Raw genomic sequence first — 16,477 nt, 5'->3', positions numbered from 1 at the left:
TTGGCTGGGCTGCGCAAGATCGATAGCTTCCGAAGAGTTCTGGGACCGATGACGACCAAGGAGCTCACGATGTCCACACATCTCGCGACACGATTGGGGGTGGCGGGGATCGCGGCGGCAGTGACGCTCTCACTCGCCGTCAGCCCCGTATTCGCCACCGATGATCCCGTCGGCGGTGGCCTGACCGCCACCGCGCCGACGCAGGAAGACATGCCCACCGTCGGGGGAAACCTCGGCAACCAGCACTACTCTGCCCTCGCTCAGATCACGAAGAGCAATCTCGACCAACTGGCTCCCACATGGCAGACCCACCTCTCTGCGGCGGCGCCAGCATCTGACGACATGGGCCAGCAGACGACGCCGATCGTCGTCGACGGCGTGATCTATCTCGACACACCCAGCGGCGGCGTTGCCGCAGTAGACGGCGCCACCGGCGAGACCTCCTGGAAGTGGGAGAACAATGACTACGGCATGTCGAGCACACGCCGCGGGGTGTCTGCCGGCGAAGGACGCATCTACACGCTTGCCGGCGATAACCGCGTCGTTGCCCTCGATCAGACGACCGGCGAAGAAATCTGGGCTGTTCAACCGACAGGCCCAAACGGTGAGAACCTCGGACGCGTCGCCAAGGTCGCGACCGTCTATTCGGAAGGCCTCGTATATGCGCACGCCGCCGACGGCGATCGAGGCGCGGTGGTCGCCCTCAACGCCGACGACGGCAGCTACGTCTGGCACTTCTTCGGCGGCCCCAACCGCGGTGAAGAGTTCACCGATGTGAACGGCAACACCTTCGACGCCTCGGCGACGTGGGGCCCCGTGCATGAGGACGGCACCGACTGTGCGGTCGAGGGCGGCGCGACTTCTTGGATGCATGGCGCTGTCGACCCCGAACTTGACATGTACTACATGACATTCGGCAACCCGCGCAGCTGCAACACCTCGCAGGATGGCTCCGGTCGGCCCGGTGACAATGTCTTCTCCGACACTCTCGTGGCAGTCGATGCCGCGACGGGCGAGTACAAATGGCACTACCAGTCGATCCGCCATGACATCTGGGACATGGACAACGTGCACGCCCCGAACCTCGCCGACATCGAGGTGAACGGCGAAGAGCGACAGGTGATCTTCTACGGCAGTAAGTCTGGACACCAGTTCGTGTTGGACCGCACGAACGGCGAGCCGGTTCTGCCGGTAACCGAAAGGCCCGTGATCACCGATGATCGCCAGGCGAACTCCGCCACGCAGCCTTTCCCCGCTCAGCGACTGCTCCCAGAGTGCGTCGTCTGGCAGTCACTCGGCGCGGATACGGTTCCTGGTGACCCGTGGCGTGGTGTGCCCAACTACAACGGGTACCAGCCGAACGAAGACGGCGAGCTCGTCTTCAACCCCGACAGCTATGTCGCCGCTGACCAGGATCACTTGACATATCCGGAAGGGAGCGCAGGAAACCGCGAAGGCTGCATGTACGACCCGCAGTGGGATCTCCCGATCCTCTCCACCACCAGCCAGAACGGCGGCGGCGACTGGTCGAACAACGCCTACAGCCACAGCACGAACCTCGTGTACTTCCCGTACGGCACGAACAACGTGGCGCACTGGAACGGCGCATCCGCCAACGGTCAGCGCGCGATCGGCCAGTACCAGACCGGCGGCATCGTCGCCTACGACGCCTCCACCGGTGCGGTCGAATGGACCCAGCACCTCGGCACGGACATGTCACACGGTCAGGGCCCTCTGGCGACAGCATCCGACCTGGTCTTCGTCGGCCAGATCGACGGGCGCCTGCTCGCGATGGATGCCAACAAGGGTGACGTGCTCTGGGATTTCCAGACCGGCAACGGCATCGGTTCCGCACCCGTCACCTATGAGATCGACGGCGAACAGTACGTCGCCGTTCTCGCGGCGGGTACAACGAACCCGTACGGCGGTTCGGTGACCAAGGGCGACTCGTTGTGGGCGTTCAAGCTCGGCGGCGACTACGTCACGGCCTCCGGCAGCCAGGAAGGCCCGTTGACGGCACCGCTGTCGATCCGCCGACCCGTCAGCGGGAACGCCGTCGAAGGCAGCACCGTCGACAACACGGTGCTGCTGGCTCGCGCTGATCGCACCTCCGACACGGTCAAGGCTGCGGACAGCACCAACCAGGCGGCCATGCAGCCCACGCACCTGCGCGTCCCGGTCGGCACCGCGGTGACGTTCCTGAATCCTGGAGCGGACACCTTCGCGCAGTATCCGAACAAGCTCGAGCACTGCGCCACCCAGTTCTTCGAGGGTGAGTTCAATGCACGTCTGCAGCCGGGAGAGAGTTACCAGCACACCTTCGACAAGGCGGGCGATTATTTCTTCAACGACTGCACCGACCCGCGTCCCACCGGCAAGATCGAGGTGTACGCCGCATCCGAGGACATTCCCGGTGCGTTCTCGATTCCCTCAGGAAAGGTGAACCTCCGCGTGCAGGACGGTCTCTTCACCACGGCGAAGGGCACCATCACTGCACATCTCGATCTCCCGAAGGGATACACGCAGGAGGGCGACGTGTTCCTGGAGACCGCGCTGGGACTGCAGCCGATCACCGCGTCGAAGGTGACGGGCAGCAAGAACCACCTGGTCATCAAGTTCGACAAGGCCGATCTCGACAACAACGTGCCGATCGGAGTGACTGAGCTGACTGTCGTCACACATGCGGTGCAAGACGGCGTGCAGAAAGAGGTCAGATCGACGGTGAGCGTTACCGTGGCCAAGTAGCCCAACGCGCACGATCCGGTGCCGCGTCGCCTCCATGGCGGCGCGGCACCCGTGCGCTCTGGGCTCGTCCCATTCGCTGGGACATGGCTTGGTGAGTACAACCACCACAGACAGAGTGGCCACGGCGGTCAGCGAATCGCCACGACAGAGAGGACAGATCATGGGACCGAAAAAGGACCCGGAAGAGTCGATCTACGGTCCCACCGAGACCGTCTTCACCACACCCGATGTGAACCTGGGCGTTCCGCAGGAGTCACGGTTCATCCGCGCACTCTCGAACGCCGAAATGATCATCTCCGTCGCGCTTTTCGCAGGAATTTTCTTTGGCGTCATGCATCAGGTGATCGGTCGATATTTTCCCGCCCTGAGCTGGGTCGGCTCCGGTGAGCTCGCGCTGCTGTCGATGATCGCGATGACGTTCATGATGATGGGCTACCTGACCGGACGCAACGGCCACATCGTCATCGAGGTATTCGACGGCGTGCTGCGTGGCAAGAAGCTCTTCGTGGCGCTGCGCGTGATTGCAGCGGTGATCATGGTGGTCACAAGCATCGCTCTCGTCTACGACGCCTCCGTGAAGATCGGGCTCGAATGGACCCGTGTCAGCGCGGCAATGGGCATACCGCTGGGGATCCTCTACATCTTCGCCTTCATCGGCGGCCTTTCCACCGGCATCCACTCGATATGGAAGATTCCCCACGCGAACCGACCAGAGCGTCAGCTCGAGATCTCCGAAATGGAGGGCTGATCCATGGATCTCTGGCTCTTTGTCCTGCTCATGGTCGTGCTGATGCTGCTGCGCGTACCCGTCGCCTTCGCGATGATCGCTCCGAGCATGCTCTACTTCTACAGCCACAACCTCTCCGCGGGGTACGCGACCACCTCCATGGTCAACGGGATCAACAGCTTCCCGCTGCTCGCGGTCCCGCTGTTCATCTTCGTCGGCACGATCGCGAACCACCTCGGCATCGCCACGCGGCTGTACGACTTCGCAAAGGCACTACTGCCGCGACTGCCCGGCAACCTCGCCTATGTCAACCTCACCACCGCGGTCGGGTTCTCCTGGATCAGTGGGTCGGCGTTGGCCGACGCCGCCTCCACGAGCAAGGTGCAGATTCCGCAGATGCTCAAGGCGAACTACCCCTACGGCTTCTCCGCAGGCCTCACCTCGGCCGCCTCGCTGCTCAGCACCGTGATGCCTCCGAGCATCCCCGCCGTCCTGTTCGCAGCGACGGCATCCATCTCGACGGGCGCCCTGTTTGCGGGGTCCGTACTTCCGGCGCTCCTCATGGCGATCGGCCTGGCCATCTATATTTTCATCTGGGTGCGCATGCATCCGGAGATCGCAGGAAGTCGCTCGTTCAGCGGCGCGATGCTGCGACGCGCAACGGTCCGCGTGATCGGCCCGATGACGATCCCGGTGATCATCCTCGGCGGCATCTTCAGCGGATGGTTCACCCCCACCGAAAGCGCCGGGATCGCGGCAGCCGTCGTGCTCGCCCTCGGTGCTGTCTATCGAACGCTCACGTGGCGCAAGCTCTGGATGGCCATGAAGGAGACCGTCTTGATGTCCGGTGGCATCCTGCTCATCCTCGGCGCCTCGAACCTGCTGGGCCAAGTGCTCACCCGCGAGCAGGTCTCCCGGAATCTCGGCGAAGCCCTCACCACTCTCACTGACAACCCCATCGTCTTCCTGCTGCTGCTCAACGTGCTGCTGATCCTGCTGGGCATCTTCCTGGAGGCGGCGCCGGTGATCCTCGTTCTCGTGCCGATCCTGATGCCGATCAGCGCGACCTACGGAATCGACCCGGTGCACCTCGGCGTGATCATGATCATCAACCTGATGATCGGCTCTCTGACGCCGCCGGTCGGCGCGGTGCTGTTCGTGGTCGGATCGGTCACCCGAAGGCCTATGGGCGAGCTGTTCCGCGGCGTCCTTCCGTTCCTGATTCCGCTTGGTCTGGTGCTCCTGCTGCTGACGCTCTTCCCCGCGATCGTCACGATCGTGCCCACCCTCCTCAACCTCTGACGTGAGTCACCGAAAGGACTCGACCGTGACCAGGAAGCTCTACGTACTCAACGGCCCCAACCTCGACATGCTGGGCCATCGCGAACCCGAGATCTACGGGACAACAACCCTCAAGGACATCGAGTCCGAGTGCATTCGAGTCGCCGCCGAGGTCGGATTCGAGTTGATGTTCGCGCAGTCCAATGCCGAGCACGAGATCATCGGCTGGCTGCATGATGCGTACCGTGACGGTGCTGCCGTCGTGATCAATCCCGCGGGGCTGAGCTTTCAGTCTGTCCCCGTTCTCGATGCACTTCGCATCCTCAACATTCCCATCGTCGAGATTCACATCTCGAACATCCATGCCCGAGATGAAGCGCATCGGCATTCCCTGATGTCATCGGTCGCGACCACGGTCATCGCCGGGGCCGGGGCCTACGGCTACGAGCTCGCCGTCCGCGCCGCGGACGCGATCGCCGCGTAACCGTTCCATTCGCCGAGAGCGCAGTTGGCAATCGGACACCCACGAGTAAGAGTCATCACACACAGCAGACCAGCGCAATGAAGCGCCCGAACAGAGGAGAATCACATGGTCAGCAAGATCACGATGCGTCGAAGCATCGTCGCCACATCGGCATTCGCGGCAACCGCGCTCATGGTGGTTGGGTGCAGTGCCGCTACTTCACCTGAGCCGGCGGGCGAATCGGGCACCAACGAGGTCACACTCGCCGTCTCGCTCACCCAGAACGAGCAGACCCCCAACTATTACTGCGGTGTTGAACTGCTCAAGGATCGCCTGGAGTCCTCGGGGCTGGGCTTCACCGTTGACCTGTATCCCTCGAGCCAGCTCGGCCCGCACGCCGACCGCTTCCCGATGGTGCAGGCCGGCGACATCGACATCGATCTGCTCGGCGGATCAGAGCTCGCCACCACTTTCGCTCCGATCGAAGCGGTCGACGCGGCGTACGCCTTTGACGACACCGACCATGCGTTCTCCTGGATGGATGAAGGATCAGAAGACCTCTTCACCGCTTTCCACGACGCGACCGGTGTGAAGATTGTCGACGGCTGGCTGTTCGGTAACCGCACCTTCACGACCAAGGACGTCGAGGTCCGCAGTCCTGACGACCTCGCCGGCGTGCCGATTCGCTTCCCGAACTCGCCCGGCTTCCTCGCGAACGCCGAAGCGCTGGGAGTCGACAGCCCGGTCTCGGTCGCCGTGGAAGAGGTCTACACGGCCCTGCAGCAGGGCATCGCCGTCGGTCAGGAGAACCCGATTGTTGCAACCCACTCGTCGAGCTACGACGACGTGCTCAACGTCGCGATACTGAACGACCACAACGTCGGCATCCAGTTCGTCGTCGTCGGCGACAAGACGTACGAGAAGCTGAACGAAGAGCAGACCGAACTGCTGGAGAAGACGATCCACGAGATCCGGGGCGAGAACCGCACCTGTGTCGACGAGGAGACCGAAGAGATCATTCAGGGCTACCGCGACAACCCCGACTTCACCGTCATCGAAAAGGACGAGATCGACATCGACGCGTTCATTAAGAAGGCGGAGTCGTTCTTCAAGGATTACTACTCCGGTGAGACGCTCGAGGCTTACCAGAGCATTCGCGACTCCTCGAAATGATCTGAACGTTTGAAGGCGGGGCGGGGCGGACGCGAAAGCGCTCGCCCCGCTTCGTTGTGTGTGGCGGGCGCGCGCATGGCGCCCGGCGTTGTCTCGGCTGAGTTCTAGGAGGCGGCGATGAGGCGACTGATCGTCGTTGCCGCGCGCCGCACGATCGGTGCGGCGTCGACGGGATCGAGCGCACCGATCGTGCCGCTCAATGCCAGCGCAGCGACCGTGTGCCCGCGTTCCTGCACCGGGCTCGCCACGCACAGGTGGCTGCCATGGAAGGCCTCATAGGTCGTCACCGCGTCGTGAGCACCGGCCGTCTGCTCTCTTCGCTGCTCGAATGCGGTGAAGACGGCACCGAGCGCTGTCGTGGCACGGGGCAGCCGCTCGCCGATGCGCGCGGCGGGGAACCCGGCATCCCTTCCTCGCGCATTGGCGATCACGACGACGTCCTCACCATCGGCGATCGCCAGCTGCACATTGTGCCCGGTGGTATCGCGCAGGCCGGCCATGGCGCTGATGGCGAGCCGACGAAGCCGCCGCGGTCGCTCCACACTCTGGCCGAGTTCGAAAAGTCGCAGGCCCAGATACAGTCGACCACCGACGCGGTCGAGATATCCTTCCGCGACGAGATCGGCCGCGATGCGAGAGACGGTCGACTTCGGAAGGTTCGCGCGCCGAGCAAGCTCGGTCACGCCCAATCCTTCTCCTGCCTCGCCGATCTCACTGAAGGCGTCGAGGATGGCGGTCATCCGATCGAGAACGCTGACGGTCTCCGTCCAGGGTGCGGTGCGCATGGCGCTCAGGCCGCAGCGAGGCGTCTGGCCAGCGAGACGCCAGCGGCACGCACCAGCGGAGCGATGTTGTCTGGGCGCATTCCACCTGCAGGACCCGCGACAGAGATCGCACCGATGACGCTGTTGTCTGAACTGATGATCGGGCTCGCAACGGCCAAAACGCCCTGATAAGACGCGCCGGCATCGGTGGCGAGCATCGATGTCCGAACGGCCAGAAGTTCCTCTTGGAAATGCTTGGCCTCTTCCGCGAACAGCGGCGCGCTGACGCGATCGATGACGTGCTGGTCGTCGCAGAAGGCGAGGAACGCCTTGCCGCTCGCAGTTGTCAACGCCGGCGAGCGCATCCCCGCCCAGGTGGGCAGCATCGGAAGCCGCCCGGGAGCGGCCGCGAGGGAGACCATATCGACGCCCTGCTGCACCCACAGTCCGACACGTTCGCCGGTGTGCTGTGCCAGCTGGCTCATGATCGGTGCGGCCGCAGCGACCAGTCGCCGCGGCATGGTGGCCAATGCGCCTAGTTCGAACAGCCTCAGGCCTAACGTGACACCCTCGCTGTCACGCGCGAGATAGCGCTGCGAGACCAGCTCACTCACCAGACGCGCGGCGGTCGACTTCGGGATGCCGGTCGCTGTGGCGATGACGGTCACGGAGACCGTGCCGTTTGCACGCTTGACCGCATCGAGTATCGAAAGAATGCGCGTAAGCACAGACGCTGGACCGCTGGAAGCTGGGGAGCTGGAGAGACGCAACATCGGGACCCTTCGTCGGGCAGCTTCTTCGACCTGCCCGAGACTGAAGCTAATGCGTGGTGTGAGGGAACGCAATGTGGGCCCGAACAGCGTGTCGCTCATTCGGGCCCACCTCGCGGATCAGGACTTGCAGAAAGGCTGGATCCCCATCACGCTCTCGAGACCTTCCATGACGTGGCTCTTGAAGAGTTCGTCGTTCTCTGTTTCAGCATCCGTCCAGTTCTCTGCCGCGTGGCCGAGGCTGGTGACGAATGACCGACCGCCGTCGTAGTACTGGCACCAGCTGACCGGGTGGTTCTCACCGTGCCCTGGGTGGCCGCTTGTGCGGCCGTTGAGGCTGGTCGCCGCGTCGACCTCAAGCAGCACGTTGACGTAGCTGGGGTACGGGTAGAGGTTGTACCACTCGTCTGTGAACGCCCATGTCTTGGGCATGAAGCTCGTCGTCACGTCCTTCGTGTTCATGACCTCCACAGTCCCCGCACGGTTAGGGGCGTGGTCAAAGAAGTTCGTGCCGCCGAGCAGGCCTTCGTACCACGGCCAGTTGTACTCGGTGCCGAGCGCATTGTGGATGCCCACGAACCCACCGCCACCGCGGATGTATTTCTGGAGAGAGGTCTGGGCTGCGTCGTCCAGGCTGTCACGGGTGGGGCTGAGGAACACGATCGCCTGATAGTTGCCGAGTCGGGAGAATGCTGCGAGGTCTTCGGTGTAGTCCACCGCGATTCCACGCTCCTCTGCCCAGCTCTTCAGACCAGCCTGTGCGACATTGTCGGCGTTCAGAGCCGGGTTCAGTCCCGGTGCGAGCGGCGTGCCGAGGTGCGCATGGCGCGGACCACCGGTGCGGCTCCAGATGAGGATCTTCTTCTCCTCACCCTCCACCCAGCCGTTGCCCCAGTTGTGGTAGCAGTCAGCATTGGTACCGCGGCACACGCCGTAATCTGCCACCCCGTCGAGGTAGATGTCCGAAGCGGTGACCGGCTTGTTGCCGTTTCCGTTTCCATTGCCGTTTCCATTGCCGTTGCCGTTGCCGGCAGCGACGGTTGCTGAGCTCGCAGCAAATAGACCGGCGCCGAGCACCGCGGCTGCCACCAGCGCGATCCCTGAACGCAAAAAGGAATTCACGTGATCTCCCTTGATCTTTCGTATCGGATGCCAGCGACGTTGAACATGCCAGCTGAATCCTGAACTTAGGGTTCGGGCGCACTACCGGCAACAGCTGTCCCATCCAGTAAGCCACCCCGGGCCCCGCAGACGCCACGCGATCTCCCTAGGATGGGGCCATGGCCGACAAGCCGCAGTGGTTGATCCGCGAAGACGCCGGAGTTCCGGTGCTCGTCGCGCTCGCGCTGCGCCAAATGCTCGGCATCCGTGAGCCAGAAGACCTGCCGAGCCTGCGTGATCTTCAGGTGCGAGCGCCGGACGCGACGGATGCCACCCCAGAGCTGGAAGCCCAGTGGCGCGAGTACTGGAACATGACCGTCGAGCCGCGCGCGCATCACTCTGATGTACCGCTGGAACTCGTCGACGGATTCGACACGATCGTCGCGCTGCCCGCCACCGGCGCCGGGCAGCTGCGCGAGGCGATCACTCCGCTCGCGGTAGCCGCCCAGCAGTACGCCCAGACTGCGCACAACCGTTACGTCGATTCGATGAACACTGCCACCGGTGGCGGTTCTTATCGTGCGTATGCGAGCGCGATTGCCGAGTTCGAACGCGAGATCGGCAGGCGTGCGCATTCGTTTGAACTTAACGTGCAGGTACTGCCGTTCTCGCAGCGCGGGATCTGGTGGATCGGCGCTCTCTCAGTCGCCGTCACCGATGGACTGCGACGAGACGTGGTGGCGTTCGACGCCGCCATCCGCCCGGTCATCGCCGAATTGGCCTAGCGCCGGGCCAGGCTTTCGAGTGGCCGGTTGTGGCTCGAAAATCACGCAGAATTGAGCCACAAACGACCATTCGCAAGGGGTGCGAGGGGTGGGGGATCAGTCCGCTTCGATGATCGTTGAGCGGTCGACCTGAACGACGCGGTCGTGGCGGCGCGCGATGCGCTCGAGCAGCATCGCGAAGAGGGCGCCGAGGGCAAGCCCGATCGGGGCCGTCCAGAGCAGGGCGAACCCGAAGACCTGACTCGGCGGGTAGACCACGCCAATCGCCGCCGATGGCTCGTAGCTGCCCATCATGGTCAGGATGCCAGCGGCGCCGATGCCGAGCACGACGCCGATGGCCATGAACACGCCGTACCGCGGCACACGCCGAACGGTTGCTTTGACGATCTCGTGGGGCTCGGGGACAGACATGCTTCCATTGTCCCACTGTTCATCTATGGATGCGCCAGCGGATGGTGTCTGCGGAGACGGGGCCACTAGGGCCGCAGCGGCAGCAGATCTGACAGATCGGCACGAGTGCCGGATGCCTGCACCCTGCCTGCCGCGACGACCTCGACCCAGGATTCCGAACCGGTCGCGACGGCGATCCAGCTCGCGGCATCCATCTCGATCACGTTCGGCGGGGTGCCGCGTGTGTGCCGAGGCCCTTGCACAACCTGCACCGCACCGAATGGCGGCACCCGAACCTCGACGCTGTTGCCAGGGGCCTTCTCATCCAGCAACTGCAGCAGGTATCGCACGGCCGTCGCCGATGCCATGCGCGCGGGCTTCTCTCCTGCCGCGTTCGCGGTGCGCACCGCATCTAGCGCCGCCCGCCCGTCGGCAATGTCGATCTTCTTGGCCATGTGTCCATCTTCCCGGATCCTCCGTCCCACGCACCGCGTAGGGTCAAAGCGTGAGTGACATTCAGCATCCAGACGGCGCCCGTGCCCAGTTGCTGAACGCGGCGCAGACCGGCGATTGGGCCGCTCGAGTGCTCCCCCAGCTGGCCGACTGGAGCGCTGCCCGCGAATCGGCGGTGCTCATCCTGTTCGGGGTGCTCGACAGCATCCCCGCCCGCACGGTCGACGCCGCGGTCGCGCGAGATCTCGACGTACTGCTGCAGCGGCGCGCGTCTACCCTCTCATCGCACCCCGGACAGGTGTCGTTCCCTGGCGGCGGGCGTGATGCAGGCGATCGTGACGTCGTCGACACGGCGCTGCGCGAGGCTGAAGAAGAGACCGGGCTGGATCCGACCGGGGTCGAGGTGCTCGCGACCCTCCCCGAGATTCCTCTTGCGATCAGCAACCACCGAGTCACACCCGTGCTCGGCTGGTGGACCACGCCATCGAAGGTGGCGGCTGTCGATCACGCTGAGACCGTCGAAGTGTTCCGGGTGCCGGTCGCTCAGCTTCTGGACCCGGCGACGCGCTTCCGCTCTGTGACCAGCCGCGGCCCGTTGAGCTTCAAAGGGCCTGCATTCGATGTCGACGGCACGATCATCTGGGGCTTCACGGCGATGGTGCTTGATCGTCTGTTCGACGCGTGCGGGTGGACTGTGCCGTGGGATGAGACAGACGAGCGATCGGTGACGAACTGACGGTCGCCGCCCGGCTCGGTAGTCTGGGACTGTGAAGATCCTCGTCCTCGGTTCCGGTGCCCGTGAGCACGCGATCATCCTCGCCCTTCGAGCAGAAGCGGCCGAGCATGAGATCCTCTGCTCACCCGGCAACGCCGGCATGGCTCAGGATGCGACACTCGTCGTCGTCGACCAGCTCGACGGCGGTGCGGTCACCACCTTCGCGAACGAGCACGCTGTCGACCTCGTCGTCATCGGCCCCGAAGCTCCGCTCGTCGCCGGTGTTGCAGATGCGTTGCGTGAACGCGGCATTCCCGTGTTCGGCCCCGGCAAGGCCGCGGCCCAGCTGGAGGGATCGAAGGCCTTCGCCAAACGGATCATGGATGCCGCATCAGTGCCGACCGGACGCGCTGTGCGCGCCACATCCATCGCCAACGTCGAGGCCGCATTCGACGACCTCGGTGCCCCCTACGTGGTGAAGGCCGACGGTTTGGCCGCAGGCAAGGGCGTCATCGTGACCTCTAACCGTGCCGAGGCCCTCGCGCACGCCGCACACTACCTGCCCGCAGGCCCGATACTTATCGAGGAGTTCCTCGCTGGCCCTGAGGTGTCGCTCTTCTTTCTCAGCGACGGAGACACGGTGCGTGCGCTCAGCCCCGCCCAAGACTTCAAGCGTGCCTACGACGGCGACGAAGGCCCTAACACGGGCGGCATGGGCGCGTACTCGCCGTTGCCGTGGCTGAATGAGCAGTTCGGCAGCGAACAAGAATTCGTCGAACTCGTCACCGAGCAGGTCGCACTGCCGGTCATCCGTCAGATGGATGCCGAGGGCACCCCGTTCATCGGCCTCCTCTATGCCGGCCTCATCCTCACTGCCTCCGGCGTGAAGGTCATCGAGTTCAACGCACGCTTCGGTGACCCCGAGACCCAGGTCGTCCTGCCACGTCTGATCACTCCCCTGTCGGAGCTGCTGCTGGCCGCAGCATCCGGAAATCTTGAAGATCAGCCGCAGCCCAAATTCTCCGACGACGTCGCGATCACCGTGGTGCTCGCCAGCGAAGGCTACCCGGAGGCGCCGCAGACTGGTCGGCAGATCTCTGGCCTTGCGGATGCCGCCAGCGTCGAAGGCGTGCGAATTATCCATGCGGCGACCGCCGGCCCGGATGCTCCGGGCGGAGACCTGGTCGCCACCGGCGGCCGTGTGCTCAACGTCGTTGCCGTCAGATCAGACTTCACCGCCGCGCGCGCTCAGGCCTACGAGTCGATGGGCCGCATCGGCCTCGATGGCGCCCATTTCCGTAGCGACATCGCCGCCCGCGTCGCGGAGTAATTCGGACTGGGTCTCAGCAGCGCGAGCAGGCTTCAATCACGCGAACCCACGGTGAGACGTGCGCTGCGCCGTTACAGCGTGATCCAGTAGCGGCGCAGCTGCGGGTGGCCCTGTTCGGTGGCATCGATCGTATCTTGGAGCACGCCGCCGGCTCCCTCGATCGTGCGGAATGACCCGGGGTTATCGTCGTCGCAGGTGAGCATCACGCGGTCAAGGCCCAGCTCACGCGAACGCTCGAGTACGAGCGCGAGACCGGCACGGGCAATTCCCTGACGTCGACGCGTGGGTCGCACGGAATAGCCGATGTGGCCACCGACCCGGCGCAGGAAGTCGTTCAGCTCGTGCCGCACCGCGATGAAGCCGACGACTTCTCCGGCATCGGTCATCCAGTACAGGTCGCTGTGCACCCAGCCCTCGGGCGCGGGGATGCTGGTGTCGGCATCGCGACGCGCCTTCTCAATGAACGCGTCGAGCGTCTCGGGATCACCGATGACCGGCGCGCTGAGACCCGAGCCGTCGATGTGCGCGCCGTCGAACTCGGCGACGGCCGCCGCCCAGGAGTCGAAGAGGTCGGTCGTGGGGCGGGTGAGCTCAATCGTCATCGCAACAGGACACCAGATCAGAACCCCGAGCGCAAACGGACGCGCGAACGGATCGGTTATTCGACCACCGGCTCGTCCACCAGATCCTCTGATGCGGTGCGAGTCAGGTGCTTCGGGCGACGCAGGAACAGCACCGCCGCGACGCCGAGCAGAATGAACGCCGCCGGAAGCAGCATCGTCTGCGCCATGGCATCCGCAAAGGAGGCCGCGATCGCATCTGGCATTTGGCCCTCACCGAAGCCGCCCGTCGCATCCTTCACGCCGGGCAGGTTTTCCTCAAGTCGGCTCTGCATGAATGCGGCGATCGCGGCGGAGCCCAGCACCGAACCGATCGTACGCATGGTGTTGTAGATGCCCGATCCGGCACCGGCTTGGTGCAGCGGCAGGTCGCGAGTTGCTGTGGTGGCAAGCGGGCCCCACATGCCAGCGTTGCCGAAGCCGAGAAGCGCTGATGGAACCAGCAGCCAGCCGATCGGAATCTGGGTGTTCATCATCATGGCGAACGTGAACAGCGAAATTGATACGAGCAGCAGTCCTGGAATGAGCATGGTCCGCGGGTCGATGCGGTCGAGCAGCGCACCGGCGAATGGCGACACCACACCTGCGGCGAGCGCCATCGGAATCAGCAACAGCGCGGATTCGGTGGGAGTGAGCCCACGTGCCGTCTGCAGGAAGAACATCAGCGGCAGTGCCTGCGCCGTCACCGTGAATCCGACCGTGGCGATCGCGACGTTCGACCACGCGAAGTTGCGGTTGCGGAACAACTCCATGGGCACGAGCGGTTCGTTCTTGGTGCGCACCTGGTACCAGAGGAACAGCCCGAGCACGACAACACCGACGACGATCAGACCCCAGACCGAAATCGGCCCCCAGATCATGCCCCAGTCGTGGGCCTCGCCTTCCTGCAGGCCAAAGACGATGAGGAACAGCGCGATCGCACTGAGGAAAACTCCGGGAATGTCGAAGCGGTGGGAATGCGTCTCAAGCTTCGGCACGAGAATGCACGCCAGGATGAATCCGACGACGCCGACCGGCAGGTTGATGAAGAAGATCCATTCCCACCCGAGACCGTCCACGAGGAATCCGCCGGCCAGCGGGCCGACGAGCATCGCGACGCCGGATGCTGCGCCCCAGAGCCCCATCGCCGCGCCTCGCCGCTCCGGCGGGAAGGTTCGAGTGATGACCGCCATCGTCTGCGGGGTCAGCAGCGCTGCGCCGATCCCCTGCGCGGCACGCGCCCAGATGAGTCCGTCCAGTGTCGTTGACAGCCCGCACCAGAGGGACGCCAGAGTGAACACCGCGAGGCCGATGAGGTAGATGTTCTTGGGACCGAATCGGTCACCGAGCCGGCCGGTGATCAGCAGTGGCACGGCGTACGCGAGCAGGTAGGCGCTGGTGACCCACACGACCCGGTCGAGGTTGTTCGACTCCGGGTCGAGCGCTGCTTTGATCGCCGGGTTCGCAACCGAGACGATCGTGGTGTCGACGAGGATCATGAAGAAACCGATGACCAACGCCCACAGCGCTGGCCACGGGCTACGTTCCGGTGCCGCCGAGGACGCCATGGAGGATGCTGCGGATTGAGTCACGCGGCAACGCTACACCTGGCCCACAACAATGGGGCGGACACGGGATAATGGGCGGATGAGCACTCCTCTGAGCATCCCCGGCTGGCGACACCTCTACTCCGGCAAGGTCCGCGACCTCTATGCCTCGGAGGATGCCGACGACACCCGCATCCTCGTCGTCGCGAGCGACCGCGTCAGCGCCTTCGACTTCGTGCTCTCCCCCGGCATCCCCGAGAAGGGTGCACTGCTGACTCAGCTCAGCCTGTGGTGGTTCGCGCAGCTCGACTTCCCGAATCACCTCGCCGAGGGTGAGATGCCGGATGCTGTCGCCGACCGTGCGATGCTCGCGCAGTCGCTGGAAATGCTGCCGATCGAGTGCGTCGTCCGCGGGTACATCACCGGGTCGGGCTGGGCCGAGTACGTCGAGAGTGGAACCGTCTGCGGCATCCCGTTGCCCGCTGGCCTGGAGAACGGCGACCGCCTACCCGAGCCGCTGTTCACCCCGGCATACAAGGCGCCGATGGGCGAGCACGACGAAAACATCACGTTCGAGAAGACCGTAGAACTGGTCGGCGCGGAGCGCGCTGCCGAACTGCGTGACGCATCGATCGCGATCTACGCTCGTGCCGCGGCGATCGCCGAAGAGCACGGCCTGATCCTCGCCGACACCAAGTTCGAGTTCGGCACGGATGCCGACGGCACCCTGCGGTTGGGCGACGAAGTGCTCACGAGCGACTCGTCCCGCTATTGGGATGCCGCAACGTGGGAGTCCGGTACGACACCGGCCGAGCGGATGGCGAGCTTCGACAAGCAGATCGTCCGCGACTGGCTGGCGTCGAACTGGGACAAGCAGGGCACCCCGCCCGTGCTGCCCGAGGAGATTGTCGTGCGCACCGCTGACCGCTACCGCGAGCTCATCACCCGGTTGACCGCGTAATCAGGGCGCGGCTACCCGCACGTCGGTGTGGATGAAGTCGTCGCCCTTGAAGAGGAGCGGCTCGTCGAGCGCGATCGCAAGCGCGTAGCTGAAGCAGTCCCCGAAGTTGAGCTTGGCGGGGTGCTTTGATCCGCGACCGTAGCGACGGTAGGCATCCGATCCGATTCGAGCCTGCTCCTCATCTGCTGCGACCACACGAGTGTCGCTTCCTCGAATCGTGGTCTCCAGCGCCGCGATCTTGTCAGCACCCCTGGCCTGCACAACAATTCGCGCCTCCAGCAGCGTTCCAGCGGAGATGACGCTGTCCTCTCGCGCGAGCAGTTGACTATAGCGCTCGGCCTCCGGCTCCGCCTGCAGGATTGCCATCAACGCGGACGTATCGACGATCATCGCGGAAGACCCATGTCGTCATACATGTCTTCGATGATCTCCTCATACGTGGGTCTGGGCGGCAGATCTTTATTGAACTCCACAACTGCCCCACGAATTGCTGCTAGCCGTCGCGCGACTTCCGCTTCTTTCGCGCCGCCCATCTCCTCGAGCCTCCGCCGCACCGCATCCTCAACCGCGCTCGTCTGACTCTGCCCGGTGAGCTCGGCAAGCTGGCGCACCATCTCATGCACCCGCTCGTTCTTGATGTTCAGGCTCATGGCATCCATTTTCGCACCCTTCT

18 protein-coding genes are annotated in these 16,477 nt (G+C 64.3%); 9 read left to right on the top strand and 9 right to left on the bottom strand.

The genetic code is table 11. From position 1 onward, the window contains the following. Nucleotides 1-69: 69 nt before the first annotated feature. From ACSU1G_RS12330 to dctP, 5 genes are all read left to right on the top strand, one after another. The gene (locus ACSU1G_RS12330; protein WP_439280246.1) at nt 70-2,745 is read left to right on the top strand and encodes an outer membrane protein assembly factor BamB family protein; all 2,676 of its coding nucleotides are present in this window, start codon (nt 70-72) and stop codon (nt 2,743-2,745) included. Nucleotides 2,746-2,905: 160 nt separating this feature from the next. Continuing rightward, nucleotides 2,906-3,493 carry a TRAP transporter small permease gene (locus ACSU1G_RS12325; RefSeq protein WP_439280245.1) on the top strand — a complete coding sequence of 196 codons (588 nt, stop codon included), beginning with the start codon at nt 2,906-2,908 and terminating at the stop codon, nt 3,491-3,493. A 3-nt stretch (nt 3,494-3,496) separates the two neighbouring features. Continuing rightward, on the top strand, nt 3,497-4,774 hold the full coding sequence (locus tag ACSU1G_RS12320) for a TRAP transporter large permease (protein ID WP_439280244.1): 1,278 nt from the start codon (nt 3,497-3,499) through the stop codon (nt 4,772-4,774). A gap of 25 nt (nt 4,775-4,799) precedes the next feature. Then, nucleotides 4,800-5,237 carry a type II 3-dehydroquinate dehydratase gene (locus ACSU1G_RS12315; protein WP_439280243.1) on the top strand — a complete coding sequence of 146 codons (438 nt, stop codon included), beginning with the start codon at nt 4,800-4,802 and terminating at the stop codon, nt 5,235-5,237. A 105-nt stretch (nt 5,238-5,342) separates the two neighbouring features. Continuing rightward, the gene (gene dctP, locus ACSU1G_RS12310; RefSeq protein WP_439280242.1) at nt 5,343-6,389 is read left to right on the top strand and encodes a TRAP transporter substrate-binding protein DctP; all 1,047 of its coding nucleotides are present in this window, start codon (nt 5,343-5,345) and stop codon (nt 6,387-6,389) included. A 104-nt stretch (nt 6,390-6,493) separates the two neighbouring features. Here the strand turns inward: dctP and ACSU1G_RS12305 are convergent, their stop codons facing one another. The 3 genes from ACSU1G_RS12305 to ACSU1G_RS12295 form a co-directional block, all read right to left on the bottom strand. Beyond that, complete coding sequence (locus ACSU1G_RS12305) at nt 6,494-7,174, bottom strand: IclR family transcriptional regulator (RefSeq protein WP_439280241.1); 681 nt, start codon at nt 7,172-7,174, stop codon at nt 6,494-6,496. A 5-nt stretch (nt 7,175-7,179) separates the two neighbouring features. Then, nucleotides 7,180-7,881, bottom strand: a complete 702-nt coding sequence (locus ACSU1G_RS12300) for an IclR family transcriptional regulator (protein WP_439280240.1) — start codon at nt 7,879-7,881, stop codon at nt 7,180-7,182. 162 nt (nt 7,882-8,043) lie between these two features. After that, the gene (locus ACSU1G_RS12295) at nt 8,044-9,045 is read right to left on the bottom strand and encodes a ThuA domain-containing protein (protein WP_439280239.1); all 1,002 of its coding nucleotides are present in this window, start codon (nt 9,043-9,045) and stop codon (nt 8,044-8,046) included. 158 nt (nt 9,046-9,203) lie between these two features. On the opposite strand from ACSU1G_RS12295, the gene ACSU1G_RS12290 reads away from it, so the two are divergent. After that, the gene (locus tag ACSU1G_RS12290; protein WP_439280238.1) at nt 9,204-9,809 is read left to right on the top strand and encodes a zinc-binding alcohol dehydrogenase; all 606 of its coding nucleotides are present in this window, start codon (nt 9,204-9,206) and stop codon (nt 9,807-9,809) included. A 96-nt stretch (nt 9,810-9,905) separates the two neighbouring features. Here the strand turns inward: ACSU1G_RS12290 and ACSU1G_RS12285 are convergent, their stop codons facing one another. Both ACSU1G_RS12285 and ACSU1G_RS12280 read right to left on the bottom strand, forming a co-directional pair. Beyond that, nucleotides 9,906-10,220 (bottom strand): potassium transporter Trk, encoded by a 315-nt coding sequence (locus ACSU1G_RS12285; RefSeq protein WP_439280237.1) that lies wholly within the window; start codon nt 10,218-10,220, stop codon nt 9,906-9,908. A gap of 65 nt (nt 10,221-10,285) precedes the next feature. Next, on the bottom strand, nt 10,286-10,654 hold the full coding sequence (locus tag ACSU1G_RS12280; protein ID WP_439280236.1) for a sterol carrier family protein: 369 nt from the start codon (nt 10,652-10,654) through the stop codon (nt 10,286-10,288). A 50-nt stretch (nt 10,655-10,704) separates the two neighbouring features. Between ACSU1G_RS12280 and ACSU1G_RS12275 the strand changes: the two genes are divergently transcribed. Together ACSU1G_RS12275 and purD are read left to right on the top strand one after the other, a co-directional pair. Then, nucleotides 10,705-11,388 (top strand): NUDIX hydrolase, encoded by a 684-nt coding sequence (locus ACSU1G_RS12275; protein WP_439280235.1) that lies wholly within the window; start codon nt 10,705-10,707, stop codon nt 11,386-11,388. A gap of 31 nt (nt 11,389-11,419) precedes the next feature. Continuing rightward, the gene (gene purD, locus ACSU1G_RS12270) at nt 11,420-12,697 is read left to right on the top strand and encodes a phosphoribosylamine--glycine ligase (protein ID WP_439280234.1); all 1,278 of its coding nucleotides are present in this window, start codon (nt 11,420-11,422) and stop codon (nt 12,695-12,697) included. A gap of 71 nt (nt 12,698-12,768) precedes the next feature. Here the strand turns inward: purD and ACSU1G_RS12265 are convergent, their stop codons facing one another. Continuing rightward, a complete protein-coding gene (locus ACSU1G_RS12265) occupies nt 12,769-13,299 on the bottom strand; it encodes a GNAT family N-acetyltransferase (protein ID WP_439280233.1) in 531 nt (176 codons plus the stop codon). Between the two features lie 56 nt (nt 13,300-13,355). Continuing rightward, nucleotides 13,356-14,864, bottom strand: a complete 1,509-nt coding sequence (locus ACSU1G_RS12260) for a DHA2 family efflux MFS transporter permease subunit (RefSeq protein ID WP_439280451.1) — start codon at nt 14,862-14,864, stop codon at nt 13,356-13,358. A gap of 79 nt (nt 14,865-14,943) precedes the next feature. Between ACSU1G_RS12260 and ACSU1G_RS12255 the strand changes: the two genes are divergently transcribed. Next, nucleotides 14,944-15,804, top strand: a complete 861-nt coding sequence (locus tag ACSU1G_RS12255; protein ID WP_439280232.1) for a phosphoribosylaminoimidazolesuccinocarboxamide synthase — start codon at nt 14,944-14,946, stop codon at nt 15,802-15,804. Here ACSU1G_RS12255 and ACSU1G_RS12250 read toward each other — a convergent pair whose 3' ends face one another. After that, nucleotides 15,805-16,194, bottom strand: a complete 390-nt coding sequence (locus ACSU1G_RS12250) for a type II toxin-antitoxin system VapC family toxin (RefSeq protein ID WP_439280231.1) — start codon at nt 16,192-16,194, stop codon at nt 15,805-15,807. Beyond that, nucleotides 16,191-16,454 carry a type II toxin-antitoxin system VapB family antitoxin gene (locus ACSU1G_RS12245; RefSeq protein ID WP_439280230.1) on the bottom strand — a complete coding sequence of 88 codons (264 nt, stop codon included), beginning with the start codon at nt 16,452-16,454 and terminating at the stop codon, nt 16,191-16,193. Before ACSU1G_RS12245 ends, ACSU1G_RS12250 begins: the two co-directional genes overlap by 4 nt. Nucleotides 16,455-16,477: the final 23 nt, after the last annotated feature.

Source organism: Microbacterium sp. A93 (assembly GCF_051842835.1).
This window is presented reverse-complemented; position numbering and strand designations above follow the sequence as displayed.